Origin of the sequence: Nitrosospira multiformis (assembly GCF_900111585.1) — a bacterium.
Classification (GTDB): domain Bacteria; phylum Pseudomonadota; class Gammaproteobacteria; order Burkholderiales; family Nitrosomonadaceae; genus Nitrosospira; species Nitrosospira multiformis_B.
On the sequence record NZ_FOHI01000005.1, the window covers coordinates 60,261 to 86,539 of the forward strand.

Annotated in this window: 22 protein-coding genes and 1 pseudogene; 11 read left to right on the forward strand and 12 right to left on the reverse strand. The window is 54.1% G+C overall.

Features of this window, described 5'->3' with window-relative positions; genetic code table 11:
- Positions 1-135: 135 nt before the first annotated feature.
- The 3 genes and pseudogenes from BMW46_RS09065 to BMW46_RS09075 all read right to left on the reverse strand — a co-directional run bounded on the left by BMW46_RS09065 (position 136) and on the right by BMW46_RS09075 (position 3,680).
- Positions 136-636, reverse strand: a complete 501-nt coding sequence (locus tag BMW46_RS09065; RefSeq protein WP_074707547.1) for a hypothetical protein — start codon at positions 634-636, stop codon at positions 136-138.
- 376 nt (positions 637-1,012) lie between these two features.
- Positions 1,013-2,011: pseudogene (locus BMW46_RS09070) on the reverse strand (PstS family phosphate ABC transporter substrate-binding protein).
- A 187-nt stretch (positions 2,012-2,198) separates the two neighbouring features.
- Positions 2,199-3,680, reverse strand: coding sequence for an OprO/OprP family phosphate-selective porin (locus BMW46_RS09075; RefSeq protein WP_256377020.1), 1,482 nt, complete (start codon positions 3,678-3,680; stop codon positions 2,199-2,201).
- A 720-nt stretch (positions 3,681-4,400) separates the two neighbouring features.
- Between BMW46_RS09075 and BMW46_RS09080 the strand changes: the two genes are divergently transcribed.
- Positions 4,401-5,642 carry an MFS transporter gene (locus tag BMW46_RS09080; RefSeq protein ID WP_256377021.1) on the forward strand — a complete coding sequence of 414 codons (1,242 nt, stop codon included), beginning with the start codon at positions 4,401-4,403 and terminating at the stop codon, positions 5,640-5,642.
- Positions 5,643-5,898: 256 nt separating this feature from the next.
- Here the strand turns inward: BMW46_RS09080 and BMW46_RS09085 are convergent, their stop codons facing one another.
- Together BMW46_RS09085 and polX are read right to left on the reverse strand one after the other, a co-directional pair.
- Entirely contained in the window at positions 5,899-6,525 is a 627-nt protein-coding gene (locus BMW46_RS09085; protein ID WP_074707968.1) for a phosphoribosyltransferase, read from the reverse strand.
- 42 nt (positions 6,526-6,567) lie between these two features.
- Complete coding sequence (gene polX / locus BMW46_RS09090; RefSeq protein ID WP_256377022.1) at positions 6,568-8,370, reverse strand: DNA polymerase/3'-5' exonuclease PolX; 1,803 nt, start codon at positions 8,368-8,370, stop codon at positions 6,568-6,570.
- Positions 8,371-8,617: 247 nt separating this feature from the next.
- On the opposite strand from polX, the gene BMW46_RS09095 reads away from it, so the two are divergent.
- The 6 genes from BMW46_RS09095 (at position 8,618) to BMW46_RS09120 (ending at position 13,859) form a co-directional block, all read left to right on the forward strand.
- Positions 8,618-9,109 carry an archease gene (locus tag BMW46_RS09095; RefSeq protein WP_081355752.1) on the forward strand — a complete coding sequence of 164 codons (492 nt, stop codon included), beginning with the start codon at positions 8,618-8,620 and terminating at the stop codon, positions 9,107-9,109.
- A gap of 56 nt (positions 9,110-9,165) precedes the next feature.
- The gene (locus BMW46_RS09100) at positions 9,166-10,593 is read left to right on the forward strand and encodes an RtcB family protein (protein ID WP_074707554.1); all 1,428 of its coding nucleotides are present in this window, start codon (positions 9,166-9,168) and stop codon (positions 10,591-10,593) included.
- 90 nt (positions 10,594-10,683) lie between these two features.
- Positions 10,684-11,157: a universal stress protein gene (locus BMW46_RS09105; protein ID WP_074707557.1), complete on the forward strand. Its 474-nt coding sequence runs from the start codon at positions 10,684-10,686 to the stop codon at positions 11,155-11,157.
- A gap of 90 nt (positions 11,158-11,247) precedes the next feature.
- Entirely contained in the window at positions 11,248-11,835 is a 588-nt protein-coding gene (gene hpf / locus BMW46_RS09110) for a ribosome hibernation-promoting factor, HPF/YfiA family (RefSeq protein ID WP_074707559.1), read from the forward strand.
- Between the two features lie 72 nt (positions 11,836-11,907).
- Complete coding sequence (locus tag BMW46_RS09115) at positions 11,908-12,489, forward strand: nicotinamidase (protein WP_074707562.1); 582 nt, start codon at positions 11,908-11,910, stop codon at positions 12,487-12,489.
- Positions 12,486-13,859, forward strand: a complete 1,374-nt coding sequence (locus BMW46_RS09120; RefSeq protein ID WP_074707565.1) for a nicotinate phosphoribosyltransferase — start codon at positions 12,486-12,488, stop codon at positions 13,857-13,859. Before BMW46_RS09115 ends, BMW46_RS09120 begins: the two co-directional genes overlap by 4 nt.
- Before the next feature lie 67 nt (positions 13,860-13,926).
- Here the strand turns inward: BMW46_RS09120 and BMW46_RS09125 are convergent, their stop codons facing one another.
- The 6 genes from BMW46_RS09125 to BMW46_RS09150 all read right to left on the reverse strand — a co-directional run bounded on the left by BMW46_RS09125 (position 13,927) and on the right by BMW46_RS09150 (position 22,445).
- Entirely contained in the window at positions 13,927-14,631 is a 705-nt protein-coding gene (locus BMW46_RS09125) for an N-formylglutamate amidohydrolase (RefSeq protein WP_074707567.1), read from the reverse strand.
- Positions 14,632-14,652: 21 nt separating this feature from the next.
- The gene (locus BMW46_RS09130; protein ID WP_074707570.1) at positions 14,653-15,891 is read right to left on the reverse strand and encodes a carboxylate-amine ligase; all 1,239 of its coding nucleotides are present in this window, start codon (positions 15,889-15,891) and stop codon (positions 14,653-14,655) included.
- Positions 15,888-16,604, reverse strand: a complete 717-nt coding sequence (locus BMW46_RS09135; protein WP_074707573.1) for a C39 family peptidase — start codon at positions 16,602-16,604, stop codon at positions 15,888-15,890. The genes BMW46_RS09130 and BMW46_RS09135 overlap by 4 nt, the downstream gene beginning before the upstream one ends.
- 463 nt (positions 16,605-17,067) lie before the next feature.
- Positions 17,068-19,695 (reverse strand): tetratricopeptide repeat protein, encoded by a 2,628-nt coding sequence (locus BMW46_RS09140; protein WP_074707575.1) that lies wholly within the window; start codon positions 19,693-19,695, stop codon positions 17,068-17,070.
- Positions 19,696-19,801: 106 nt separating this feature from the next.
- Positions 19,802-21,430: a bifunctional aminoglycoside phosphotransferase/ATP-binding protein gene (locus BMW46_RS09145; protein WP_256377023.1), complete on the reverse strand. Its 1,629-nt coding sequence runs from the start codon at positions 21,428-21,430 to the stop codon at positions 19,802-19,804.
- 61 nt (positions 21,431-21,491) lie between these two features.
- Entirely contained in the window at positions 21,492-22,445 is a 954-nt protein-coding gene (locus BMW46_RS09150) for an acetyltransferase (protein ID WP_074707580.1), read from the reverse strand.
- A 168-nt stretch (positions 22,446-22,613) separates the two neighbouring features.
- On the opposite strand from BMW46_RS09150, the gene BMW46_RS09155 reads away from it, so the two are divergent.
- Positions 22,614-23,405, forward strand: coding sequence for a dienelactone hydrolase family protein (locus BMW46_RS09155; protein WP_074707583.1), 792 nt, complete (start codon positions 22,614-22,616; stop codon positions 23,403-23,405).
- 290 nt (positions 23,406-23,695) lie between these two features.
- On the opposite strand, the gene BMW46_RS09165 is transcribed toward BMW46_RS09155, so the two are convergent.
- Positions 23,696-23,998, reverse strand: a complete 303-nt coding sequence (locus BMW46_RS09165) for a putative quinol monooxygenase (RefSeq protein WP_074707588.1) — start codon at positions 23,996-23,998, stop codon at positions 23,696-23,698.
- Positions 23,999-24,099: 101 nt separating this feature from the next.
- On the opposite strand from BMW46_RS09165, the gene BMW46_RS09170 reads away from it, so the two are divergent.
- From BMW46_RS09170 to BMW46_RS09180, 3 genes are all read left to right on the forward strand, one after another.
- Positions 24,100-25,107, forward strand: a complete 1,008-nt coding sequence (locus tag BMW46_RS09170; RefSeq protein WP_074707591.1) for a GlxA family transcriptional regulator — start codon at positions 24,100-24,102, stop codon at positions 25,105-25,107.
- Positions 25,108-25,304: 197 nt separating this feature from the next.
- Entirely contained in the window at positions 25,305-25,763 is a 459-nt protein-coding gene (gene parS, locus BMW46_RS09175) for a type II RES/Xre toxin-antitoxin system antitoxin (RefSeq protein ID WP_074707593.1), read from the forward strand.
- Positions 25,760-26,239 (forward strand): RES family NAD+ phosphorylase, encoded by a 480-nt coding sequence (locus tag BMW46_RS09180; protein WP_256377024.1) that lies wholly within the window; start codon positions 25,760-25,762, stop codon positions 26,237-26,239. Before parS ends, BMW46_RS09180 begins: the two co-directional genes overlap by 4 nt.
- Positions 26,240-26,279: the final 40 nt, after the last annotated feature.

The window sequence follows — 26,279 nt, forward strand, 5'->3', positions numbered from 1 at the left end:
CATGCTATTCAAGAACTGTTATTGTAATCTTTTGTTTGACCGAAAGAACCTCGGACCGAGAATATGGAGAACATGGACCGACCCGGATCTTTAATGGTGTCCGACCTGTTTGTAGCGGGTAGGGGGAGGGAACGTCTATTCGTAACGGATAAATTCTTCCGCCAGCGCATCAACGCCATGACGCCTGATCAGCGCATCGATCTCCGCAAGCAAGGTGTCGTCTTCATCATCCTCCAGAACACCGTCGCCAACCAGTTTTGCAGTCAGGCCACCGGTGATGGCGTCTCGCACTGTGCCGAGCGTAGGGGGATTTTCACGATTTTCGTCATCGACTACGGCTTCTATTGTCCGTGTAAGCGCCTCGCTCGCATCGCTTCTCACAAAATCAATGGCCAACGCATCTCCGCCATATTCCTCGATCAATACATCGAGTTCGTCAAGGAGTGAGGCATCCATGTCGAAATGGTGCAGTCGCTCAGCTTCATCCAATGCAGAGGGCAGCAGACCGGCGATGAAAGTCCGAACCGTGACAAGCGTAACAGGCTGCTCTGCATCCGGATCGTTGACCCGGCTGTCGATAAGCAGCGAGAGGTTGGGGCTGACCCGGGTGTCAACGTCTACTGGATAACGTATCATGGCCTTGTACTCTGAAAGTTTTGCTGGGGTTACGAATAGCTATAACTCGGTCTTTCCTTTCATTTGCCTTTCCTCTGCTGCCGCAAGCTGCAGGCAGGTGTATACGACAGCGATTCGATTATTGATGATTGTTTTTTCAGTTTAGGTTTCAGTATGAAAAAGTCAATTCGACCTTATTCTGGATTGCCTGTCGCCGTAATGAGGTGCTGCTGATCTTGGGCGGATGAAGCACCTGGCTGTCGGATTTATTGAGAAGGACGCTCTCGCCGGCTAGTTCGCTCGGGCTATTGTTGGTTTGACGGGCTATCCCTTTGCTCGCGTTAGGACAGCCCTTTTCTTCTTGAATGGAAAATATTGTCAAGAAAGAATCAGCAGGTCAAAGACTGGCCTCACGCTTGAGCAATTCTTCGATCTGGACTCCCACCTCCGGCTGGCCGTTAAAAACTGTGCCAAGCTTCTTCTTGTTCAGGTGGTCCAGGTTAGTGGTGTAAGCTTGAGCCGGCAGCGGAAAGTATTTGACTTCCTTTACCAGAGGCGATGCATTTTTCATATAGAATTCAAGAAATTCCCTAACCTCGGGTTTTTCCGTCGCCTTGATGCTGATGTAAATGAAAATCGGGCGAGACAATGGTTGGTAGCTTCCATCCTCCACCGTTTCAACCGATGGGATAATACCGCCTTTGCCTCCATCAACAGCGAGCGCCCTAAGCTTTTTCTGATTTTCGTTGTAGTAGGCGAAGCCAAAATACCCGAGTGCGTTTTTATCGCTCGCTACCCCCTGTACCAGCACGTTGTCGTCTTCGGAAGCGGTGAAATCCCCCCGGCTCGACTTGGCCTTTCCAACAATGGCTTCCGTAAAGTAATCAAAGGTGCCGGAATCTGCTCCCGGGCCGTAAAGTTTTATCGGTTCATCCGGCCATGCCGGGTTTACCTGCTTCCAACTGGTTATTCTCCCTTGGGCGTCGGGTTCCTAAATCTTCTTCAAATCTGCAACAGTAATGACTTTAACCCAATCATTTCTAGGATTTGCCACGACCGTCAATGCATCGTACGCCACTGGCATTTCAACGTATTGCACCCCGGCAGCTTTACATGCGTCCATTTCTTTTTTCAGGATAGGACGCGAAGCATTGGCGATGTCTATCTCACCGCGGCAAAATTTCTTGAAGCCTCCTCCCGTGCCTGAAATACCAACTGTGACTTTAGCGGCACCCTTCTTGGCTATTTGAAAATCTTCCGCCACCGCCTCGGTAATGGGAAAAACAGTGCTGGAACCGTCAATTTTTATAACCGGCTCAGCATACACAGGGCTGACAGCACCAAGCAGTGCGCCCAATACCACTACTACTATCTCAATACGCATCAATTTCAGCATCTTGTTCTCCTAAAGAGGCTTTATTATTTCCTTTTGCAGGCTTGTTATGACATGAATGGCTCGATCAAAACGGGAGGCGGAGCAAGCTTAAGAAGCTCCAAGCTTTCCTGAGTGTCATTTGGCCATTCTTTGCATTCTTTGTTAAGCCGCTGTCTGTATTTCACCCACTTCCTCAAGCGAACCGGAATCAGAAGGCTATTTGACTGCGGAACATGAAAGTGTTCAGGTCATCCGGCTTGCCCCCGCTTGCGGTTACGAGCGGTGAATCCTTGATTTCCAATATCCTGTCGTAATTGAACATGAAGCGAAGATTGTTGTTCACGTACCAGTTCAGGGCAGCAGTAAAGTTTTTCATCTCGCCCGCCCTGAAGGCGCCGTCGTTCAGGTCTACCCCAGCGACACGTGCTGCCAGTTCCCATGCGCCCCATCCGCCCTTGGAAAAGCTGAAGTTCCGGGTCGGTTCCACTCTGTGAAACTTTCCTTCTTTGTACTGGCGCGATTCTCCCGTGAGCGTCCACGCAGCTTCTCCGTACCATCCATGGAAGCTAAGTGAATGCAGGCCGTTTCTACGACCAATCCAGCTATGGGTATACTCACCTCCCGCGCTGAATGGTCCATAGACGCCGCTGGCCTCCAGCCCCAGCATCTTGACGTCCTCGACATTTCCCAAGGCACCCGAATCAATCGGAAAGAGGTTGGTTATATGCGAGGTTTCGTGCCTGAATCTCACGCCATTTGAGGGGCCAAATAGCTGGCCGCTGCCACTCGGTCTGCGATAATTTCCTGCCACACCCAAATGGACAATCCTTGTCTTTTCGTCAAGGGGTGCAAAAGTGATGCGCGAATTGGTTCCCCAACTTTCATCCAGACTGTCGTTATTAGCGTCGATTGACTCCCCAAAAAGACCGACCTGTCCAGTCCAGTTCTTACCTCTACTTGACAGATTTACACCGATAGCGCGGTCTACGAGCGGTGCGTTGAGCACATTCATTAACGATCTTTCCATAAACATGAGATCGTTGGAGCTTTCCTGTAACTCGCGGCTGAAAGCCTGTTTCTGATGGCCGACGTTGACCTTTGCGAAATCCAGCCCTCTATATGAGATAAACATGTCCTTGACGCCGACTTGGTTATCAGCGAAGTCGATCTGGCTCTTGAAATCCCAATCTTTAAAGAAAGTGCCTGCAAACTCCAGTCGCCCCCGGCGCAGCTCTGCGCCATCATTGGCTTGAACCGGGACCCCGCCTCTAAAAAAATGATCATTACTACTGTGCGTGTAATCCGTATGAATCCGGCCACCGATCTTGAACTTGAAGTTCTTGTCTGCTGTTTCAAATTGCAAGCCGTTTTTATCCAGCTTGAGTTGCTTTTCGCTTTCCTTGAAACGTTCCTCAAGGGACTCAACCTTGCCAACGAGCTGCGCACGTTCCGCTTTTTCTTTTATTCTCGCATTTCTGTCGCCGGGCGCTGGCTGATCAGCTCTCTCTACCTCCGGTGCGGGTAATGCGTTTATTGATGGAGTACCATGGACTTTTTCATAGGTACCCAGGGGTTCTCGGTCAGGTCCAGGCTCTGCAAATATATGCTTGGTTTTGGTATCAACATAAAGATCAATCGCAAAAGCCCCGGATGATGTGCCGGCTCCCATGACAGCGACCGCTGCTAACATAAGTTTCAAATATTTCAAAGCTGTGCTCCCAGTTTTAGTCCTTATTGCTCATGTTTACGAAAAACCGGGGCAAGAATAGGGGAGAGAAATGACTGACTTATTACCCTTTTATAACTGTTTTATGACAAAAGGCAGGGTTGAGCCATGATGACCGGTGTGAATGCCTGAATGTTTTCATTCATGATCGTGACGTAGGACGAGCGGCAAACGGGCTTTTACTTTTGCTGCGCGAGCGCAGTGCTACTTATACTTAGGGAGTTTCAAGAAAAGAACTGGAGGAGCAGCTTACTCCAGGGCCCTCCACCTTACTGGAGGCTGTCCGCCTCTTTCTCAAAGCGAGAATGAGGGTTAATGGGTGCTATGCCTAGGGTAGGCCCTATACTGTTTTTCCAGAGCACTACGGATTCAGGGAAACCGACAAGTTCTTCTTCGTGCACCTAGGGGGATAAAGGGCCTTTTTTTCGCGGATCGTAAGGCAAGTTCGAAATGATGTTATTCATGCGCTCGATATAGCCCTCTTTGGTCCTGATATACATGCGTATTCACACAGTTGACTCCACACTAATGAGATTCGGTTCGCACACCATACTGCCGGCCTGTTACAGCCTTTTTAAGGACTCTGACAAAAAACTCGTGGAAAATTAGATGTACACCCTGGCGCCCGGATATAACAAAACCGGCATCACCTTGTAGATGGATCGCAGATGGAGGAACAAGTCAGTGAAAGCGGGCCCGGGGCGCAGAATACTTGCCCGTTTACTTATTCCTGCGGAGGCTGCTGAAACCGCTTTCCCGTTACTGGCAGCTCGCGCATTGCGCGCTTTTGGCGATGGCTATGTTGCTGTGCTTTTGCCCGCTTATCTACTGGCGTTGGGATTTGATCAATTGGACGTAGGCTTTTTAACTACGGCAACGTTAGCCGGGTCAGCTTTGGCGATTCTGGGGATGGGTACAGTTGGCTACAGATGGACAGCTCGTCGACTGCTGCTATCCGCTGCCTTGTTGATGGCAGTTACCGGCCTTGGTCTTGCGAGCATCTCGTCGTTTTGGCCACTGTTTGTTGTCGCATTCGTAGGAACACTTAATCCTGGTTCGGGCGATGTAAGCGTGTTTTTGCCACTGGAGCATGCCCACCTGGCACAAGCAGCTCGCGGCAATGCACGGACCGCGCTGTTCGCCCGCTATTCGCTTATTGGTTCCCTGAGCGCCGCTGTTGGTGCTTTAGCTGCTGGCATCCCCTCCTGGCTTGTGCCATGGTCCGGTCTTTCATTAATTGATGGCCTGCGCATAATGTTCTTGCTGTATGGCCTGCTCGGCGGGGTAGTCTGGCTGCTGTATCGAACTCTGCCGGCGTTCGAGGTCGAGGCGGCTCCACTACCGCAGCCGTTGGGTCCCTCACGCGGCATTGTGTTCAAGCTTGCCATGTTATTCAGCATTGATGCGTTTGCCGGAGGGCTGCTGGGGAATTCACTGCTGACGCTCTGGCTCTTTGAGCGGTTTGGACTGTCGCTCGGACAGGCCGGAACATTCTTCTTCTGCACCGGACTCTTATCGGCCGGATCCCAGCTTGCTGCACCGGCCATCGCACGCAAGATCGGGCTGCTAAACACCATGGTCTTCACTCACATCCCTGCTAGCGTGTGTCTCATTTTTGCTGCAATCGCCCCAGATCTCGAGGCCGCGCTCGCCCTGCTGTTTGTACGCAGCGCATTATCGCAGATGGATGTGCCGACACGTACTGTCTACGTAATGGCTGTGGTCACCCCGGCAGAGCGCGTTGCCGCTGCAAGCTTCACCGCCGTATCCCGAAGCCTTGCTTCGATCGCAAGCCCAACCTTGACCGGTGCCTTGCTGGCCAGCGGACTGCTGAGCGCGCCGCTGATTGCTTGTGGAGCTTTGAAGATGGCCTATGATCTGGCTTTGCTAATATCCTTCAGGCGCTTGAATGTTCCGCTGGATTGAGAATTGAAATAAACGAAAAGTCTGCATTAATTCTTGAAAGTATGAGATACAAACGCACCAACCTTCGATGGGTGGCAAGCATTCGAAGCCGTCAAGGGTATATTGGTATTGATGGCAGCGAGCGCGGCGTTCGAATTTGCCCACATGATGGCCTCCAAGAGATGGAGATAGTCGATGGGCTTCAGCCATTTTCATCTCAATCCCGCTACTCGCTACCCGCGTATTTTCCTGGAAACTGCCAGTACCGGGAGAAGGGTCAGGCAGTTGCAAGGATGGCGATAACCTCTTCATCCGTTATCTGCGGAAAATCCATGTAAAACTGCGCTACTGCATAGAAGTTGATGGGACTGGAAAGACACACTACGCGGTCAGCATTGTTGCGCACTTTTTCCACCGTATCGGGCGGTGCCACAGGTACCGCGCAGATCAATTCCCCCGGTTTCTTCGCCCGGAGCGCATGCAATGCGGCTATCATGGTCGAACCGGTAGCCAGCCCATCATCGACTACGATCACTATTCGTCCGGCGGGATCGATCGGCGGCCGTACCGGGGTATATTGAGCGCGGCGCTGCCGTATCGTTTCCAGTTGTGTGGAAACTTCGTCTTTGATGTATTTCTCATCCGCGCCCACATCGCTGGCGTAACTCGTAAGATAAACCCATCCGGTTTCGTCGACGGAACCAATCGCGAATTCGGGATTGCCTGGCGCCCGTACTTTACGCACCAGCACCACGTCCAGTTCACCTTCCAGTTCATCGGCAATAATTTTGGCCATTGGCACCGCACCTCTGGGAATAGCCAGGACCAGCGGATTTTTACCGCGATATTCTGAAAGCGCTTCCGCAAGCTTCCTGGCTGCTGCCGCGCGATTTTCAAAATACATGTTGCCCCCGATCACGTGTTTATTTCAGTATAGGTGAATTTTTTACCTGACATTTTTACCTGATCGGATTTGACGCTTGGTTTGCCGTTTGTACGGACCATAGGTGTTGGAGCGCTGCATCGTGCGGGCAATGAGTACTCGTAATTCCTCGAGAGGGCGAGTGTTGAGCACATCCTGTTTTTCCAGCCAGCCCCGCCTTGCCTGACCGATACCAAAGCGCAGGTTCGCGAAATCAAAAGTGCTGTGGGCGTCGGAATTGATGCTGACCAGCACCCCTTCCTCCTTGGCCATCTGGCAGTAGATATCGAACAAATCCAACCGCTCGGGCTGGGCATTGAGTTCGAGGAAGCATCCGCGGCGTCCTGCTTCACGGATAATGCGGGGCATATCGATATCGTAAGGCGGGCGTTGCGGGATGAGGCGACCGTTGGGATGCGCAAGAATGGTGAAATGGGGATGTGCCATTGCGCGCAGTATCCGTTCGGTCTGCCTCGCCCGCGGGAGCTCAAATTTGCTGTGGATTGCCCCTACGACCAGATCGAGTTGCGCCAGAACGTGATCCGGCAGATCCAGGGTGCCATCCTCCAAGATGTCCACCTCGATTCCCTTGAGCAGGGTAATTCCTTCCAGTTCTTCATTCAGCGCATCGATCTCATCGCACTGGCGCTTCAGCCGTAGAGGATCGAGGCCGCGTGCGATCCTCAGTTCGCGTGAATGATCCGTGACGGCAATGTATTCCAGGCCATGCGATTTGCCGGCCAGCGCCATTTCGCGCAATGTGTTATGGCCGTCTGTAGCTTTTGTGTGAGTATGCAGATCCCCTCGCAAGTCGCATAGCTCGACCAGGTGCGGCAATTTCCGGGTTCGCGCTACGTCTATTTCACCCCTGTTCTCCCGCAACTCGGGTGGAATAAAGGATAACCCGGCGGCACGATAGACCGATTCCTCGGTCTCGCCCGCGATACGGTTTTTACCCCGGAACACGCCGTATTCGTTGACTTTCAATCCTTTTTTCTGGGCGATATACCGTACCGCAACATTATGGGCTTTTGATCCGGTAAAATAGTGCAGGGCAGCGCCGTAGCTTTCGTCTGGGACCACGCGCAGGTCCACCTGCAAGCCGCATTTCAGGACCACGCTGGCGCGAGTGTTTCCGGCAGCAAGTATTTCGGCGACCTCTTCGTACCCCATGAAGTGCTCCATGACAGTATTGCCCGGTGCGGCGGTGACAACGATGTCGAGATCGCCCACTGTTTCGCGCATGCGCCTGTAGCTGCCGGCGACAGTTGCTTCCTTGACTCGGGGAACGTCTGCCAGAAACGCGCGCAGCGGCTCCGCGTATTGTGCCGCCACCGCCAGCTTGAAACGCCCTTTCTGATCGGTATGCGCCTCGATCGCTTGGAGGATGTTGAGCTCGGTTTTCTCGCCAAAACCGGGTAGAGCACGAATGCGTCCCTCACGCGCCGCGCCGTAGAGCTGCTCGACAGTCTGGACATCCAGGTCGTGATAAAGATGCCGGACCCGCTTCGGCCCAAGGCCGGGTACTTTCAGAAGCTCTGTAACCGCGGGGGGAAGCTCGGTTTGCAGCCGGTCCAGCAAGGCGCAGTGGCCGGTGGCAACAATTTCTTCGATCTTGCCTGCGAGATCGCGCCCTATGCCGGGAAGCTCTGTCAGGTCTTCCTTGTTTTCGAGCAGTACGTACGCTTCGGTGGAAAGGGCGCCTATTGCCTGGGCTGCGTTACGGTAGGCGCGTATTCGAAAAGGGTTTGCGCCTTCGATCTCAAGCAGATTGGCAATCTCTTCGAAGACAGCGGCGATATCGGCATTATGGCTGGGCATGCGCATTCCCGTTTGCTTCCGTCGACAAGCACTTTGCTGATTTTACGGGGAAAGTTGCTGGTCGAGGATTCACAAGGTCAGTTTAGTATATTCATGGGGACGTGCAGGCTCAGCCGGGCAGCAAGGATTCAGGCGCATCCGATTACCCTTGACACCGCAAGGCGGTTCTCCTATAGCTTGTAGTGTGCACTCCGGTTTTTGTGCCGTTTTAGGGCGATAAAAAGCAAGTGGGAGAGCGCAGATAGGAGAGCCAATGGAAAAGCAAAGGGGAAATTCTGGAGAGGCCGCGTGGGTTAGACTGAGTGATGGATCAAAGGATAATTTGTGCGTGCCAGGCCAGACTTCATCCTACTTCGAGCATGATGCAGATATCGGCATTATCGGACGCGGCGATACGCTGGAGCAGGCATTCGAGACAGCCGCTCAAGCAGTGTTCGGCATAGTCACGCCTTTGGATAAGGTGCAGCCGCAGACTTCGGTCAAGATAGAGTTCGAAGAATCAGATCACGAACTGGCGCTGGTGACATGGCTGAATCTGTTGCTGGGGAAGGCGCGTGAACTCGGCATGGTTTTCAGTCGCTTCCATGTGCAGCGCCGGGAAAATCTGTGGTCCACCGAAGCTCTTGGTGAAAAATGGCGCGAAGTAATGGAGCGTGGAGTAGAAGTCAAAGGTGCGACGCTGACCATGCTTTCCGTCAAACAGACTGGAGCAATGTGGGAAGCGCGCTGCATAGTGGATGTGTGAGATCGGCCCCCGGATGAAACGATATAAATTGAACGTCAGCAACGGCAGGAGGTGACATGAATCTGGAGCGCCTACGTCAACTGCAACCTTGCCTGTGGACATTGCCGCGCACACTAGGCGAAGAACGCGGAGAGGTCCTCTTGTATGGCAGCGCGCCCTTGCTTGTCAGCATGGACGACAAGGTGCTCGAGCAGATCGCCAATGTTGCTTCCCTGCCGGGGCTGGTCGGGGCGGCAATGACCATGCCGGATGCGCATTGGGGATATGGTTTTCCCATAGGGGGCATTGCGGCTTTCGATGCTGAGCAGGGGGGCGTGATTTCCGCAGGCGGGGTCGGCTTCGATATTTCGTGCGGCATACGCTGTCTGCGCAGCAATCTGGATCTGGAGGATGCGGTAGAGTATTTTCCCCAACTCGGAAACGCCTTGTTCCGCGCCATCCCTGCCGGAGTGGGCGAGGAGGGCGAGATCAAGCTGAACCCGGAGCAACTCGACCAGGTGATGCACGGCGGTGCACACTGGGCGGTACAGCAAGGCTATGGCACCGCGGCAGATCTGGATTATGTTGAAGAACAGGGGCGGGTTGCAGGAGCGATCCCGGATAACGTATCCGAACTTGCCAAAAAGCGTCAGCGCGGCGAGATGGGCACGCTCGGCTCAGGCAATCATTACCTGGAAGTACAGGTGGTGGATCGCATCTTCGATCCTGCTGTCGCGCTGGCGTTTGGCCTGCATGAAGGACAAATCCTGATTTCGATACATTGCGGTTCGCGTGGGCTGGGGCACCAGATCGGTACCGATTATCTGGTGCTATTGGCAAAAGCAGCCAGCCGCTTGGGCATTCATTTACCCGATCGTGAACTCGCTTGTGCGCCTGTCAATTCCCCCGAAGGCCAGCAATATATGGGCGCGATGAATGCTGCGATCAATTGCGCGCTTGCCAACCGCCAAATCCTGACACATCTCGCGCGCTCCGTATTTACAGAGGTTTATCCCCAGGCCGAGCTTGAAACCTTGTTTGATGTCTCGCACAATACCTGCAAGGCCGAAACCCATCAGATCGACGGTGAATCAAGGTTGCTGTATGTGCACCGCAAGGGTGCCACACGCGCATTCGGGCCGGGCCACCCCATGCTGCCGGAACGCTACCGCCAGGTAGGACAACCCGTCGTTATCGGTGGAAGCATGGGGACAGGTTCCTACATTCTGGTTGGCGACAGCGAAAATCCCGCCTTTGCTTCTTCAAGCCACGGTGCAGGTCGGGCCATGAGCCGGCATCAGGCGCTCGCGCGGTGGAAAGGACGCGCGCTGGTGGACGAGTTGGCGCAACAAGGTATTCTGATCCATACCCGCTCCATGCGGGGTGTGGCGGAAGAAGCTCCGGGCGCCTATAAGGATGTCGATCTGGTGGCGGAAGCCACGGAAGAAGCCGGACTCGCCCGGCGCGTCGCATTTCTCCGGCCGAAAGTCTGCGTCAAGGGTTGAGGGTTAAGGAACGCTGACAAATTCCTCGCCGCCGCGATGGATTTGTCCGGCGATTCCTTGGCAATATAAAAACTTTTTTCAAGGAGTGACATGTATCAACGTATCCTGGTTCCAATAGATGGCAGCGCGACCTCCACTCTTGCACTCCAGGAAGTCTCGAAACTTGCAAAGCAGCACCGCACCCAGGTGGAACTGGTATATGTCATGGCTGATATTCATTTGATGGATGCCAACAGCTACATCAATTACGATGAAATGAAGGAATCCCTGGAGAGAACCGGCAGGAGGATATTGGCAGAGGCGCAAACATTGATGCAACAGGCAGGGGTTGCAGCCGAAGTGAAATTACTGGAAGCGGGTGGCGAGCGCATTGCCGGCGTAATACTCGAAGAAGCAAGGCGCTGGTCAGCCGAGTTGATCGTAATTGGCACGCATGGCCGTTCCGGTTTCAGTCGCGTCCTGTTCGGGAGCGTCGCGGAAGGGATGGTTCGTATGGCGGATATTCCCGTGCTGCTCATCCGCGGCGACAAAAGCCAGTTGCGTGAAATGGAGCGCGCGACATAGTCCTGGTGGTCCTGGCGGAGGCTCCAGTTTTTCAGGCGGCTTATCTTACGCCTGGTGCAATATGATTCTATCATCGAGAGGACATAAGTCATGAAATTGCAACTTCAAATCACTACACGCGATATTCCCCATTCTGAGGCACTGGAAAACCATATTCGGCAAAAAGCGGAAAAGCTCGAGACTTTTTATCCCCAGATCATGGGATGCAGGATAGTCGTCGAGGTTCCTCACAAACACAAACACCAGGGCAACCTGTTCAATGTGCGGCTGGACATTACAGTGCCGGGAAAGGAGCTTGTGGTGACCCGCGAACCGAACGAGGACGTGTATGTTGCGCTGCGCGATGCGTTCGACGCCGCAAAGCGCCAGCTCGAAGACTACGGGCGGCGCCAGCGCGGTGAAGTCAAGGCGCATGCTCCCGTCCTGCATGGAAAGGTGGTACGGCTGATGCCCGAGGAAGGCTATGGTTTCGTCGAAACTTCGGGTGGGCAGGAGTTGTACTTTCATCGCGAAAATCTTGCCAACAATAACTTTGAGCAATTGGAAGAAGGAAGCGAGGTGCAATTCCTCGAAGATATCGGCAGTGAAGGTTTTCAGGCAAAACGCGTCAGCACCGGCAAGCGCCAGATAGAAGAACCCGAAGAAGCAGAGCCACGCTTAACAGGTTCAGCGGATTAGGCTAAGTCCAGCCCACTCGACCGAAGAATGTAAAGTACAGAGAGCAAGCAGCAAAGGGGATAGGAGACTGCCATGAAAATGGACATAGGCACTGGTGATGGCCTTATCATAGTGGATGTGCAAAACGACTTTCTGCCCGGCGGAAGCCTTCCTGTACCGTCGGGAGATGAAGTCATCCCAAATCTTAACCGGTATATCGCAGCTTTTCTTTTTCGCGAATTACCTATTTTCGCTACCCGCGACTGGCATCCGCCTGATCACTGCTCCTTTCATCAGCAAGGAGGGCCTTGGCCTGCGCACTGTATTGCCGGCACGCAGGGCGCGGCATTTCCGGCGAATCTTGAAATCCCCTGTGACACGCATATCGCTTCCAAGGCCACCTCCAGGGAGAAAGATGCTTATTCCGGTTTTTCGGAGACAGAACTGGATGCCATGCTGAAATCTGCAGGAATTTCCCGCGTTTTCATCGGTGGCCTGGCTACGGATCATTGCGTCCTCAGTACCGTACGGGATGCCTTGAACCAAGGGTATGACATCTTTGTTCTCCAGGATGCAGTGCGGGGGATGGATGCCGACGCGAGCAGCGCCGCCCTGGAGGAAATGGCCCATCTGGGCGCAAAACTCATCGATTTCGAAACCATCGTCCCTGAGTGAACTCACTCTCCAGCCCGCTGCTGACCGACCATTACCAGTTGACCATGCTGGAGAGCTACCTTCAGCAGGGAATGCAGGAAACTGCGGTATTCGAGCTGTTTTTTCGCAAGCTTCCCCCGACCCGGAATTTCCTGGTGGCGGCGGGTCTGGAACAGGCGCTGGAATTCCTTGAGAACCTGCATTTTTCAGCCGGAGAGTTGGCATGGCTCAGGGCCCGGTTTGGACCCGCCCTTGTAAATTACCTTGAACAATTCCGCTTTACCGGCGATGTACATGCAATGCCGGAAGGGACTCTTTTTTTTCCGGATGAGCCCATCCTCCGGATCACGGCGCCACTGCCGCAAGCCCAGTTCGTTGAATCGCGCCTCATCAACCTGCTGCATTTCGAAACCCTGATCGCCTCAAAGGCAGCACGCTCAGTGCTGGTTGCGCCCGGCAAACTCCTGGTGGATTTCGGCATGCGCCGGGCACATGGAGCGGAAGCCGCGTTGCTTGCCGCCCGGGCAAGCTATCTTGCCGGTTTTTCCGGCACATCAACAGTACTTGCGGCGGCAATATATGGCATGCCTTCGTTCGGCACCGTTGCTCATTCCTACATTCAGGCCCATACAGACGAGACTGCCGCTTTCGAACATCTTGTACGCTGCCATCCGGAAAACTCGACGCTGCTGATCGATACCTACGACACTGAGGCGGCTGCCATCAAGGTCGTCACCTTGGCCCGCAAACTTGCGCAGGATGGCATCGAGGTGAGTGGCGTCCGGCTGGACAGCGGCGACCTGGGAATGCATGCACGTTGCGTGCGCCGGATACTCGACGAGGGGAGGCTTGAAAAAACCCGCATCTTTGCCAGCGGTAATCTGAACGAAAATCGGGTGCAGGAACTGATTTCGTCCGGCGCTCCCATCGACGGCTTTGGCGTGGGTACCGCATTAGACGTGTCGAGCGACGCGCCGGCGCTGGATTGCGCTTATAAGCTGCAGGAGTACGCCGGCAAGGCTCGCCGCAAACGCTCCGAGGGAAAAGCGACATGGCCGGGTCGCAAGCAGGTGTATCGCAAATATGACCCGGATGGTCGCGCGGTGCGCGATGTTGTTGCACTGGAAAAGGATGATCCGCATGAGGGCGAGCCTCTAATCGTCCCTATGATGCGGAATGGGCGGCGCATTGACGGGATCAACGGGAATAGGAAGCTGGAGGCCATTCGCCGGCAAACAGTGGCGAACTATGCCTGCCTGCCGGAACCCCTCAGATCGCTTGAAACGGCCTGCGCTTACCCGGTCGAAATCTCCCCCTCGCTGCAAGCACTGGCAAAAAAGGTGGATGACGAGTGCGGCCCCATTACCTCTACCCGGAACCTTCGCGTCTGAGCTGGTGTTGGCCTGACCTCCATATCCTGCTGTGCTCGAGGATACCTTCAGAGGAGTATGGGTCGACTCATGCAACTGTCTCGTTGAGTGTGCCAGCCAGCAGGCCGCGTAACGCATGCCATCGCCAGCCACCCTTGAGAATATGTTTCTGGTTGATCTCCAGTTCGATTCCGACGTAAGCGTTGGCAGGAAACCGGCGGCGCAGATAGGTGGGGAAACCATTTACCGCTCCGGTGTAGGGATAGTTGCGGCGTACCCTTAAATCGGGCACGTGCGCGGCAAGGCACGCGCGCCAGCGGGTGCACAGCTCTTGCTCAAGATGGCGTGAGGGATCATAAAGCAGTCCGATATCGGTATTGCGAACCTCCCCATTCAATTCGGGAGTGAAGCTGTGCGAGGAGATATGGATTACCCTCAGGCCGGAGCGAATGGCATCCGTGATGTTCGCTTCCACCCAAGTGCGATAGGGCAAGTAGTAGTTCTTCAGAATCTCCTGGCGGACAGCGGCGGGTGTGTTGCGCGTCGCTTCCGAATAAAGCCGAGGGTGACCGATCGAGCGGTTGAGGTCGATCAGCAGACGGCTTGTTGTGGCGGCAAACAATGGCGAGTGCAGTGCCATGGCAAGTTTTTTAGCCAAGCCCAAAGCGCCGCTGTCATAGCCCCGGTGGCTGTGCAACAAATGCTCGTAGCCTTCGAACAGCGGACGGTAGCGCGGTGGAATGCGGTTACCGCCATGTTCACAACTGATTAAAAAATGAATATTCGTCGGCATTTCGTTGAAGTCACGCGCAACTCATTCCAGAAACATGCGGTCTTCGTCCAGGCAATCGCACAGCTCGCGGTAGACCGTCTCCAGCCGCCTCCTGCTGAAGTTGGAACCGATCGCATTCAGGATGCGGCGCGCAAGCGGACCCTCTCTTAAAATGGTTTGCAGCGCTTCCCGGCAGCTTTTTCCTTGCCTGGGTTCGACCGGCATCTCAGACTCGATGAGATGCCGCCACAGAATGCCAGCCGTGCAATCCGTACCCGGAAAACCCATCAGGCGAAGGTATTCCGCATCATCGATTACGGCTTGTTCTGCGTCATGGATGCAGTCATGCATGATCCTGACCAATGCTTCCGTGGCGATGGATTGCTGCTCGGCCAGCGGCGTGTAAGCTTCGCTGTAGAGCGCATGCACGATATTGATCGCAGCAGCGGCGATGGCAAAGTCAGCACTCGAGCATTCCTGGGTATCGATTACGCGGATCTCGATAGCGTTACGGTCAAAGCGGGGAATTTCCCCATGCGCATTGAGCCACTCATGCTGTAGCATTTCTTCCGGATCGAGTGCTGCAATTTCGCGGTACATCGGTGCCAGAATTTTTGCTTCATAGGCGGCGGCACTGGAGACTGTTTCCGGGATTACCCGGCCGATTGTCGAGGGTACCTTCAGCTGGTGCTCGCAGTAATTAGCCATCCGGAAATCCAGGAAACCAGAGTACCCGCCTTCAGCGATTGGAGAGCTTGCCGCTATTGCCGGAAGAATGGGCAGCAACAGCCGCACCGCGGCGTGAAGCCGTGCAAATTCATCGTCGTTTGCGAAAGGCATGTTGAGGTGCATGCTTTGCAGGTTGGCCCAGCCGTGCCTTCTGCAGTCGAAGATATGGTCATAGGCCAGATAGATTTCCGCCTGCTCGTGCGGCCAGAGGCGGGTCTCCGTGCGGGGATTCATCCAGGGGTGCATGCCGGTCGGCATGAGCCGTGCGTTCATCGATTCGAGCACCTTGCTGATCCGCCGGATTTCGCCCTGAAACGCGACAGACAGGGAGGAGATGTCTGGCTGCGGGTCGATGTTCTTCAGTTCGAGCAGATGCAGCACCAGCTCGTTCGACCATCCCAACTGGCCGTTCCTGGCCTCGGATGCAAACACGCCGGTAAGCTTTCGCAGCAACTCGTCGGCAATGGGAACAACCGCCAGCGTCTTCTGGTCGACAATCATGTACTCCAGTTCGATGCCATAACCTGCAAAGGCCGGCAACGCCGCAGTCATGTTGCCTCACCCGGCCCGCCTCGTGTTCGGATGACGAGCAGATTGGCATCATGTGTCACGATGCCCAGCAGCACGGAGCACAATACGCGGTCGATGTTGCTCCAGTACTCCTGGGCCGGACCGTATGGATCGGCGACAAGAACGGTACGCTTCTCGCGGTCATAACCGGTGAGTACGACAAAATGCCCGGCCGGAAAGCCACGCACATCGTCCGGTATGTCATTTGGCCCGTATTCCCGCGGAGCGCGGTAAAGGAAGGTGGAGCTCAGGCCAGTCAGGATAGGCAGGCCGCGACGTAAAAGGCCGTGGATGAGGGATTGTGAGAGGTCTGTGAGACGTAATCGTCCGCCTAAACGCAGAAACTCCAGATAGCCCTCCGTGGCCCGTCGCAATCTCGAGTCCGACTTGATCTCGCGTTGCCGTTGCAATCGTTCCGCGATGTCCATGCCTGATGTGAACCAGGTTGGATCGAAAACCATCAGGTTGTACGTATAGATGGTGGCATGGAAACCGTTTCGCAACGCGTCGCAACCTAAAAAAACGGCAAAGGTTCCTCCGCCGTTTTCAAGCTTGTGGGTGCGGTCAATGATGGTGTCCAGCCGTTCCGTCTTGCCGAGATAGCTGTAGATGGCATGCAGGCACGTTGGACCACATGTCGTTTCATCGGGCTGCGCCAGTGTTTTGACGGGTAAGCGCAGTGTTGTTCTGAGCATGGCAAAATGGGCGGCAAAGGGCGCATGTCAAGACAGCATCGCTGTAGCGTAAAGAACATGGGGAACATAGAAGCATGGGGATGAGCCATGAGGCTGTTCCCCGGTCGGGCTTGTTCGAAGTCCCCCTATAAAGATTAGGTGATGCGCTGGAAGAAATCCAGTTCGTAGAGCATGCTCATCAGGCGCGCTCTCCGCTGGGGGAGAGGAATGGGGAGAGGGTGGCATTCGAAGAATCGAACGCTTTTCAGCACAGATTTGTCGAAACGTCGGTTTCTAGTTAGGGGACCCGCTCTGGCAGAAGGCACCGAGCTGGCGCCGATCTCGATCTCTCCGCGCCTGGCCTTTTAGGCAAGCCAGACGCCCAGCGAGACAACCCAGAACAGACGGCAGAGCCGATAATAAGAAGATGACCCTCAGTCATTTTGCCTTGCCACTTCTCCAGAGGACCTCATTTGCCTATCAGTTAGGCGGCTGCCGCCTGCTTCTGAACCCAGAACAGATACATGGTATTGAACGTGTCAGGGTTCTCGGTTTCGAATATGTGCCAGTGATCGAGATCAGTTTGAGGGACATCATCCGGAAAGCGTTGCCGATACTGGTTAGCCGTGCTTCGCCCAATCGAAAACCCGAGGAATATCAAACCAAGCTCCCGAAGATCTTCCTTGATGTGGGGAAGAGTATAACGATTCTCCTGGACATGGAATAGCATGTCGCGACACTCGCTCAAAGTATAGAAATCCCTTGCGGATAAAACTTGACGAAATGTGTCTGCATTTTCTAGCGACATCATCTCCTGACGGCACGTCCTGATGTCTTCGGCAGTAGGCTTATATCCTTTTTGAGCAATAAAACGTTGGGCAAAAGCCAGGTTCGACCGTGCGTACTCGCTATACAGACCGATGCGCATGAAGCCGCCGGGCCGGAGTAAGGAAAGCAGCTTACGCCACCCGAGGAGAGGGTCGGAAAGATGGTGTAGTACGCCAACTGCTTCGATCACGTCGAAGAGTTTGCTACCTCTCGCCGCTATGCTTTCAGAATCGAGGTTCAGGATGTCTGCCTGCGCGTATTCGATATTCCGTACGCACAACTCATCAGTCTTCCTTTTAGCATAACAGAGTGATCTTGAACTAAGATCGACAGCAAGAACATTTGCGTTCTTGAATCGCTGTGCGGCGGCAATGGCATGCCGGCCGGTTCCGCATCCCGCGACCAAAACCTTGATGGCGTCTTTGACCCTTTCATTCCGATGCTCAGGACTGGCAGCCGGTTCAAATCGGGCGTAAGGGAAGAGGTCACTCAGGTAGCGGTCCACTGATTCGCTACCGGCCCGTAACGGAAGTTTGATCCACCTCGGGTAAGGATTCTCTTCATACTGATTACGCACGCGGCATGAAGTATCGTCTACGATGGCTGTCAAGGAAGGAAGGTGGGACAGGCTTCGCTCTTCCTTCAGCGGCTCTTGTACCTGTTGCAAGAGCAATGCTGCTATCGAGTCAGGCCAGGAATGGTCGAGAAGTCGTTCAGCAAATGGTAACGAACGGAGCGGAAAATAAGCTGCCGCCCCTGCAAGCGATAGCGGATGGATGGTTCTGTTGGCTTGCCGTGCAGCAGCGACTTGTGCCTTCAACCTCTGCGCCTGCTCATATTCCTCTGCCGAATATGAGAAAACGTATTCATTGATGAAGCATTGCCGCGCCAGTGAGCACCAAAATAAGTCCTCTTCCTCCTGCCACTCCCGACCATCTCCTCGTACCTTGCCGGCCACATTTTCTTCGGCTATGGCTATTTGTAGCAGCCAATAGCGCAGCGACGTCAAAAACTGTTCAAGTTCAATATCGCAAACAGGAGTATTTTCCATCAAAGCCCGCAACAGCTCATTATTGAACACTGCAGCAAAGCCGGCTTTACTCGATTCAAATTTACCAAAAAGCTCCTGACACGACATCCCGACAGCATGCGCTGTCTTCATTCCGTCGAGATGCTCACGTATGGCACAGTCTCTCTTGATCAGCGAAACAGCGGGGTTTCCAAAATCGTCTGGCTGGCCCCATGTTTCAGATATAGCTCGAACAAGGAGAGCATGAAGGCGAGGTATGTCATGATCACAGTAAACATTCGCGATGCAATCTGTAAAACTCCTCTTTATATCGGAGTCATCGCAAAGTTCAAGAGCGTGCCAGTAATCGATTACGGCATCGTCAGCCTTATGTTGTTGCCACAGCACGTATGCACGATTGCTATAGGCCCGCGCATATCCAAGGTTCAGCTCAATAGCCCGGCTATAACCGGCTACTGCTTCATCCAATCTCCCCAGTTCACGCAGCACGTTTCCCAGATTGTTGTATGCCTCCGGAAACCGCGGTTTGTACAGGATGGCTTTTTCAAAACTTGATACTGCCTCTTCAAATTTACTTTGTTCCACGAGGACATTTCCCAGATTGTTGAATGCCTCTGCAGAATCTGGCTTCAACAGGAGTACCTTGCGGAAGCTTGATACGGCATCTTCGAGATTCCCCTGCTCTCTATGTACGATACCGATATTACAGTGAATCTCCGCAAGCTGAGGCTGGATACTGAGAGCCTTTCGATAATTGATCATCGCGTCATCCAGCCTACCCTGCTCCCTAAGAGCGTTTCCAAGATTGCCATAGGCCTCGGCAAAACGAGGCTCAAGTTTCACGGCAGTCCGGTAAGAGGCGATTGCATCATCCAATTTTCCTTGTTGCCGGAGCGTGTTACCGAGATTGTTATGCGCCTCAACATAGTTGGGCTCGAACTTCAAGGCTCTCCTGATGAGTTCGATGCCGATATCGATCCTGCCTGCATCCCGGGCCAGGAGCCCCAGGAAATGCAGTGCATCGGGCTGATTCGGATCAAGCTGAAGTATGGGTTGATAAATTGCTTCCGCTTGAGACAAATTTCCCCTCTTGTGATGCTCGACTGCGGCTTGAAGGTACTGCAGGATGGATTGTCGTGAAGACGTGCGGGCCAGTGAGTCTGCAGGGTCCGCTTCCGCGTTCCTTTCGCAGCAGTGCTTGTATTTCTTTCCACTCCCACACGGGCAGGGCTCATTCCGTCCAATCTTTTTCATGCTTTCAAGTTTTTAGCCAGTCAAGCTTTAGCATCCTGTCCCTGCCCCGAAGCGGGGCGAACAAGAGCAACGAGAGCTGTCTGGTTTGCTGAAACAGCAGTTGGGATCATCTTTCATCCAGCAACCGCTCCAGTTTCTTCCAGGCGTTATCCCCGCTGTCAAAGCCTTCTTTCTCATTGACGAACTCTACGGTGTAAGCCCGCTCCTGCGGCGCCAGCACTTCCTCTTTTTCCTGTAACAGTTTCAATACGCCCAGATCAGCTTCGGAGGCATCGCTTGATTCGCTTTGCCGTTTTACGATACGGCTTTGCATTGTCTCGGAGGACGCTTTCAGCGATGCAATCACAAACGGCACCGATAGTTCATTTGCCAGCATTCGGAAATGCTCGCGCTCTTCCCGTTTCAGAAAGGCGGCATCCACGATTACCGGAAAGCCCGCGGCCAGCAGTTCTCGCGCCAAATCATGCAGTCGCGCATACGTTCGCACCGTAGCCTCCGCATGATAAATGCCCTCTCTCTGCGAGCGGCTGTCTGCCAACGCCGCCAATCCGAATAAACGCTTGCGCTCCACATCCGATCGTATGCGTATGGCTTGCAGCCTTTCCAGTGCTGCCTGTGCAAAAGTCGTTTTGCCCGATCCCGGCAAACCGCGGGTAATCACTAGCGCGGGCTGCTGCCGGGCAAGGCATGCTGTAGCGAGATCAAGAAAACTGCTGCAGGATGCCAGGGCGGCTGCCTTGTCCCGTTTGGGAAGGTTGCCCTGGCCGGCGCGAACGGCGCTGACCATCGCACGCACTGCGGCACGATAGGCGAGATAGAAACGAAGCAAGGGCAGGCCCCCATAATCACCCGTAATTTCCAGATAGGCATTGAGGAAGCGATAGGCAAGTTCAGACTGCTGGCGATGCAGCAGGTCCATGACGGTAAAGGCGACTTCGTTCATTACATCGATCCAGCGTAGCGGGGGACTGAACTCGATACAATCGAAAGGAACAGGTCGTCCACGAATCAGCGCAATATTGCCCAGATGCAGGTCACCATGACATTCGCGCACAAAACCCCCGGCAAGCCGCCGTTCCAGATGCTCCTTGCGTACGCCATACTCAGTCTCGATCGCCCCGCGCAATCCGGCCACACGGGCTTCATTTTCAGTGCCAGCCAACGCTGCTTGTAATTGCTCGAGAGTCTGCAATACTGTCGCATGTGTCGCAGCGGCTGACCCAAGCCCGGCCGCAGGTTCAGCCGAGGGCAGAGCCTCATGAAAATGCGCGATCGTTGCCGCCAGGCTATCCATATGCTCCGGGAGAATCCTGCCGTGCTCGGCCAGCCTGTCCAGTTGTTGGGAAGCAGGGAAGCGGCGCATTTTCACTGCATATTCGATAGCCGGTTCAGCACTGATTTCCGGCATTTCAGCCGTACCGCCGAGGGGAATGACATCCAGATAGAGTTGGGGTGCAAGGCGCCGGTTGAGCCGCAACTCTTCCTCACAATAATGGCGGCGTGATGACAAATCCGTAAAGTCGAGGAAACCCAGATCGACCGATTTCTTTATTTTGTAGGCATAGCGTCCCGCCAGCAGTACCCAGGAAATATGCGTTTCCACTACCCGCACCCGTTTTACCGGGTGGGGATAGCGGCGAGGATCCAGCAAGGCAGTGATTAATCTGCCTTGAACATCTCCATCAGCCTGCGGGATATCGAGCGGCCTCTTCGCTTGGGTGATTGAATCTTTCATGACGATGATCGATAACCTGGCCGGCAGGTTTGAGGGTAATGCCCAATATTAACCAGGCGTATTAGCCAAACTGCTCTGCGAAGCGGGCAAGGAAGGTATCGAGCGCGCTTTCGGGCAAATTGTTGATACCGGCCGCTGCCTTGCGTCCTCCCCCTGTTTCAAACTTCATGCAGAGCATGTCGGCGCCCTGGGGGTTCGCCAATGGCGCTCGCACACTGATTTTATAGCCACCCGCCCGGTCGATCGTAATGACTGCATGTGCGCATGCCGGATTGTCGTTCGCAAGCTTGTTGGCAAAAACACCGCTTACCCGTCTTGCCCATGCCGCATCCGGAAGGAGATAGGCAGCGTGATGCGCATGCTGGAGCAGGGGGCGCAACGATGCGGTCATCCGGGTATCCTCCAGAAACCCCGCTGCAAGCTCCTTGAAGGCAGCCGATTCGGCGATAAAATCGAATGGATCGGGGTAGGGCGCCATTGCCTCATACAATGTAAGAGGATGAAAATGAAGGTCTTCCAGAGTCTCGCCGTAGCTGTTGTAATTAAGGCATTCTCCCAGGTGTGCGAGCTTCTCTATCTGCGGTTGGACGAGTCCATTTTGTAGTGCGAGTCTATTGGCGCCTTCGCTGATGTTATCCCCAAAGGCTGCGGCAATCGCCCAGAAACGGTATTTTCCTTCCAGATGCCGGTCGACCAGCAGGCTTGTGCATACACCGGCAGATGTATCGATGTGCGTGGTCAAATTGGGATGGAGGGGTATCTCCGCGGCATAATGATGGTCGAAATACTCGACAGCCGCACCGTCCTCCAATAGCTGCACGAGGGCAGCACGGTTGCTGTTCAGGGAAATGTCGAGCACCGTCACCCGTTCGCCTGCGTGGGCCTTGACCCGCTCGAGCAGGTGGATATCGCGCTTTAATCCTGTCACCAATTCTGTTCGAACAGGATTGTTCAGCAGAAGCTGATGGACGGCACAAAGACCGTCTGCATCTCCGTTAAAAACATGATAATTCATATTGAATTTTCAGATACCCTCGCCCTATGCTGCGTCAATGAACAGGCCTTCGCGCTGTATCTGTGGGATTCCATCGTTCGTTATTTTTCGATTTGGGTGGCCCGCAGGCCTCGACTATACTCACATCATCAATAAATTTAATCAACCCACCCGCACAATGAGCTCATCATGAAAAAAATCATCCCAGCTGCTGCATTGTTTTTCTTGAGTTCCCTGACCCAGGCTGCCATACAGGGAAAGGAAGTCACCTACACCGCCAATGGCACGACACTCAAAGGTTACCTTGCATATGATGATGCAATAACACATAACCACCCTGCGGTGCTGGTGGTGCATGAATGGTGGGGCCTCGACGATTACGCACGGAAACGCGCAAAGATGCTGGCGGAACTGGGCTACACCGCGCTGGCTATCGATATGTACGGCGAGGGCAGGCAGGCTCACCATCCGGATCAGGCCTCCAAATATTCGGGAGAACTGAAGAAAAATCTACCCTTGGCGAAAAAACGCTTTGAAGCCGCCCTGAGTTTCCTGCAGAAGCAGGAGAATGTCGATCCGAGGAACATCGCGGCGCTGGGTTATTGTTTCGGCGGCAGCGTCGCCCTGGAAATGGCTCGTCAGGGTGAAGATTTGAAAGGTGTAGCCAGCTTTCATGGCGGTTTGGCGACCGAGCACCCCGCTCAAAGGGGCAAGGTGAAGGCGCAGATTATCTCTTTTACCGGCATGGCTGATCCCATGATACCGGCCGAGCAGGTAGCGGCATTCAAGCAGGAAATGGAGAATGCCGGAGTAAACTACAAGGTGGTTACATTTCCGGGCGCCAAGCATAGTTTTACCAACCCCGAGGCCGATGACTACGGACGCAAATTCAATTTGCCGCTCGCTTATGACGCGCAAGCTGACAAGGCTTCGTGGAAGGAGACGGAACGTTTCTTGGCGGAGGTATTCAAGGCAAGATGATGCGCCCCGGAGTATGCTGGTTTTTGTAGTCTCGAATGAGAGAGGGCTGGAAACAGCCTGTACGACGTCTAGGAATTATTCGGCAATCAGGATATTTGCGTACTTCAGGTACAGGCAGGGCGACGCTGGGGCAGTCATTTATAAGTCCAGTCTTAATCGCTTGAAGGCCCAGGCGCTGATGAAGGAGTACAAAGACTTTGACTGCAGAACCTGCCCGGCCTCCTTCCCAGCATCCAGCGGTGAACGCGGGCGCGTTCACCGCTTTCTTTTTATTTTTTCACTTTCCCAGTTCAGCTTGGGAGTTTGACGCCAAGGATATCTACATGCTCGATTTGCGGTGGCTCAGCCAGCAAATCGGCTGCATTTGCCATCAGTGCGGCAGCGATGGGACCGGACAAATGCGCTGATCTTCCAGCCTCGTCCACAAATGCATCAAAAATACCAAAAGTCGATGGGCCGAGCCGCAGGGCAAACCAGATCGGTGTGGTAGTTTCCTGATTTGCCATTGAAAGCCCCTGCTTGAGAAAGCTTTCTACGTCCGCTTCCTTTCCCGGTTTAGCTTGTAACCGCACAAACAGCGCAACTGTTACCATCTTGATTTCCTTTCTCATGTTGAACAATAAGGCTGAGACTTTAAATATCGGGAGGATTTCTGCCAAGTGGCGATATTGACAATTTTGATATAATTTACGCCATGCGTATTCATATTCTTGCGCTCGACCAGGTTTTTGACACTGGATTATCAACGCTCCTGGACACACTGAGTATCGCAAACGATCTCGCGGTTTCTGCCAATGCATTGACGCGATTTGACCTGACTATCGTGGGTGTGCGCCGCAGTATTCATACCAGTCAGGGATTTTCTGTACCGGTAGTGTCAGTGCTGCGATGTGGCCCTCCGGATGTGGTATTGATTCCCGCGCTTGGGGCAAAAATGCCGGAAACGCTGCGATTGGCGCTTGAGCGGCCGGATGTGTGCGAAGCGGGCGATCTTTTGCGACAGTGGTCCAGAGAGGACGTTCTTATCGGCGCCGCCTGCACTGGAACCTTCGTTCTTGCCGATACTTTGCTTCTCAATGACCGAAGTGCTACCACATCATGGTGGCTTACTCCCTTGTTTCGTGAACGTTATCCCCGCGTGCGCCTGGAGGAATCGCGCATGGTGGTAAGCTCGCCCGGATTGGTTACTGCGGGTGCTGCCCTGGCACATATCGATCTGGCGCTTTGGCTCATACGCCAAAGCAGTCCCACGCTCGCAGAAATGACAGCGCGTTATCTGTTGATAGAACCACGAGCGTCACAGGCAGTTTTTGCAATTCCTGATCACCTTGCACATACCGATCCACTGGTTCAGCAATTCGAACGTTGGGCTCGCCACAGGCTGGGTGAACGTTTCTCGCTGAGCGAAGCAGCCAGTGCGACAGGTACAAGCGAGAGAACGCTTTCGCGCCGGCTAAAGGCCGTCCTGGGAAAATCCCCGCTTTCTTATTTTCAGGATCTTCGTATTGAGCGTGCTGTATATCTCCTGAGAACGAGCAACGATAATGTAGACGCGATTGCTGCCCAGGTGGGTTATGCGGATGGTACAACCTTGCGCACCCTTCTTCGCCGCAGGGTCGGTCGAACGGTGAGCGAGCTTCGAACCAGAACCCGGGAGATTTCCAGTTCGTTCAACGACTCTCAAGCACAGGATATCGAGTGACAAAAAGTATCGCGAAAATAAGCTGTGCCACGTTCGCACACCGACTACCTGCGCCCGTCATTTGTAGTTCATCCGGGCGTATTGAAAATTCCTGCTTCGATCATCTTTGGGCTATAAAAGATTTAAATCGCCAAGTTTGCATATATTAGACGCCAGATGGCTTGCTTTCTTCTCGATATCGCTTTATCATCATTTTCATGACTTCTTTTATCTCACCCCTGGCCCGCAAACCGTTTTCCGCCTCGAACATTCTAGGCGGCAAGCAGATACTCCACGCTGATCCACGTTCGGCGGTCGAGTGGATAGAGCTTGTGCGCAGAGGCATTCCCGCCCCGGCGATCGATGCAGTTCTGGGGCTTGTGGACCTGCGGCAAGGCGAACTCTCCCGCGCGCTGGATATCCCGGAGCGCACGCTGGTGCGGCGAAAAAAGGAGGGAGTGCTCAACTGTGAGGAATCCGGCAAATTGCTGCGCCTGGCGCGGGTTGTTGAACGTGCCGGCGAGGTGTTTGAGGACGGATCCCTGGCGTTGGACTGGATCAAGTCACCCAATGCCAGCCTGGGGGGGGCCACACCCCTTTCCATGCTGGATACTGATCTTGGCGCCGATTCAGTGATGACTATTCTTGGCCGGATCGAGCACGGTATTTTCACTTGAAGTTGACGGTGTGGCGTATCGTCACACACCGCTTCGCCGCTTCCGCATTTTCCGGCGAGGGGGCGCGGCTGTTCGGCGGCCGCTGGAATCGCAAGGGCGAGCCGGTAGTGTACACGGCCCAGAGCAGGTCACTCGCCTTTCTCGAAATGCTCGTCCAGGACGAGGCGCTGCGCGCCAATTATCTCCTGATTCCCGCGGAAATTCCTGGCGATATCCCCAGACTGGAAATCGATGCCGAACAGCTCCCTGAGAACTGGCGAACTCTCGAGAGTCGTAGAAACCTCGAGGAAATCGGCAGCCGGTGGCTGCGTGATGCCAGATACTGCGTGATGGACGTTCCCAGTGTTGTAATCCCCGCTGAGCGAAACCTGCTGCTCAATCCGGCACACCCCGATTTTCGCAGAATCCGGATAGGTCAACCGGAAAACCTCAAGAGCGATCTGCGGCTACTGCGAAATCTATCCGCAGCAAAGTGAATAAGGGATATTGCTCGTTGCCTGGTCGATGCAGGAATAG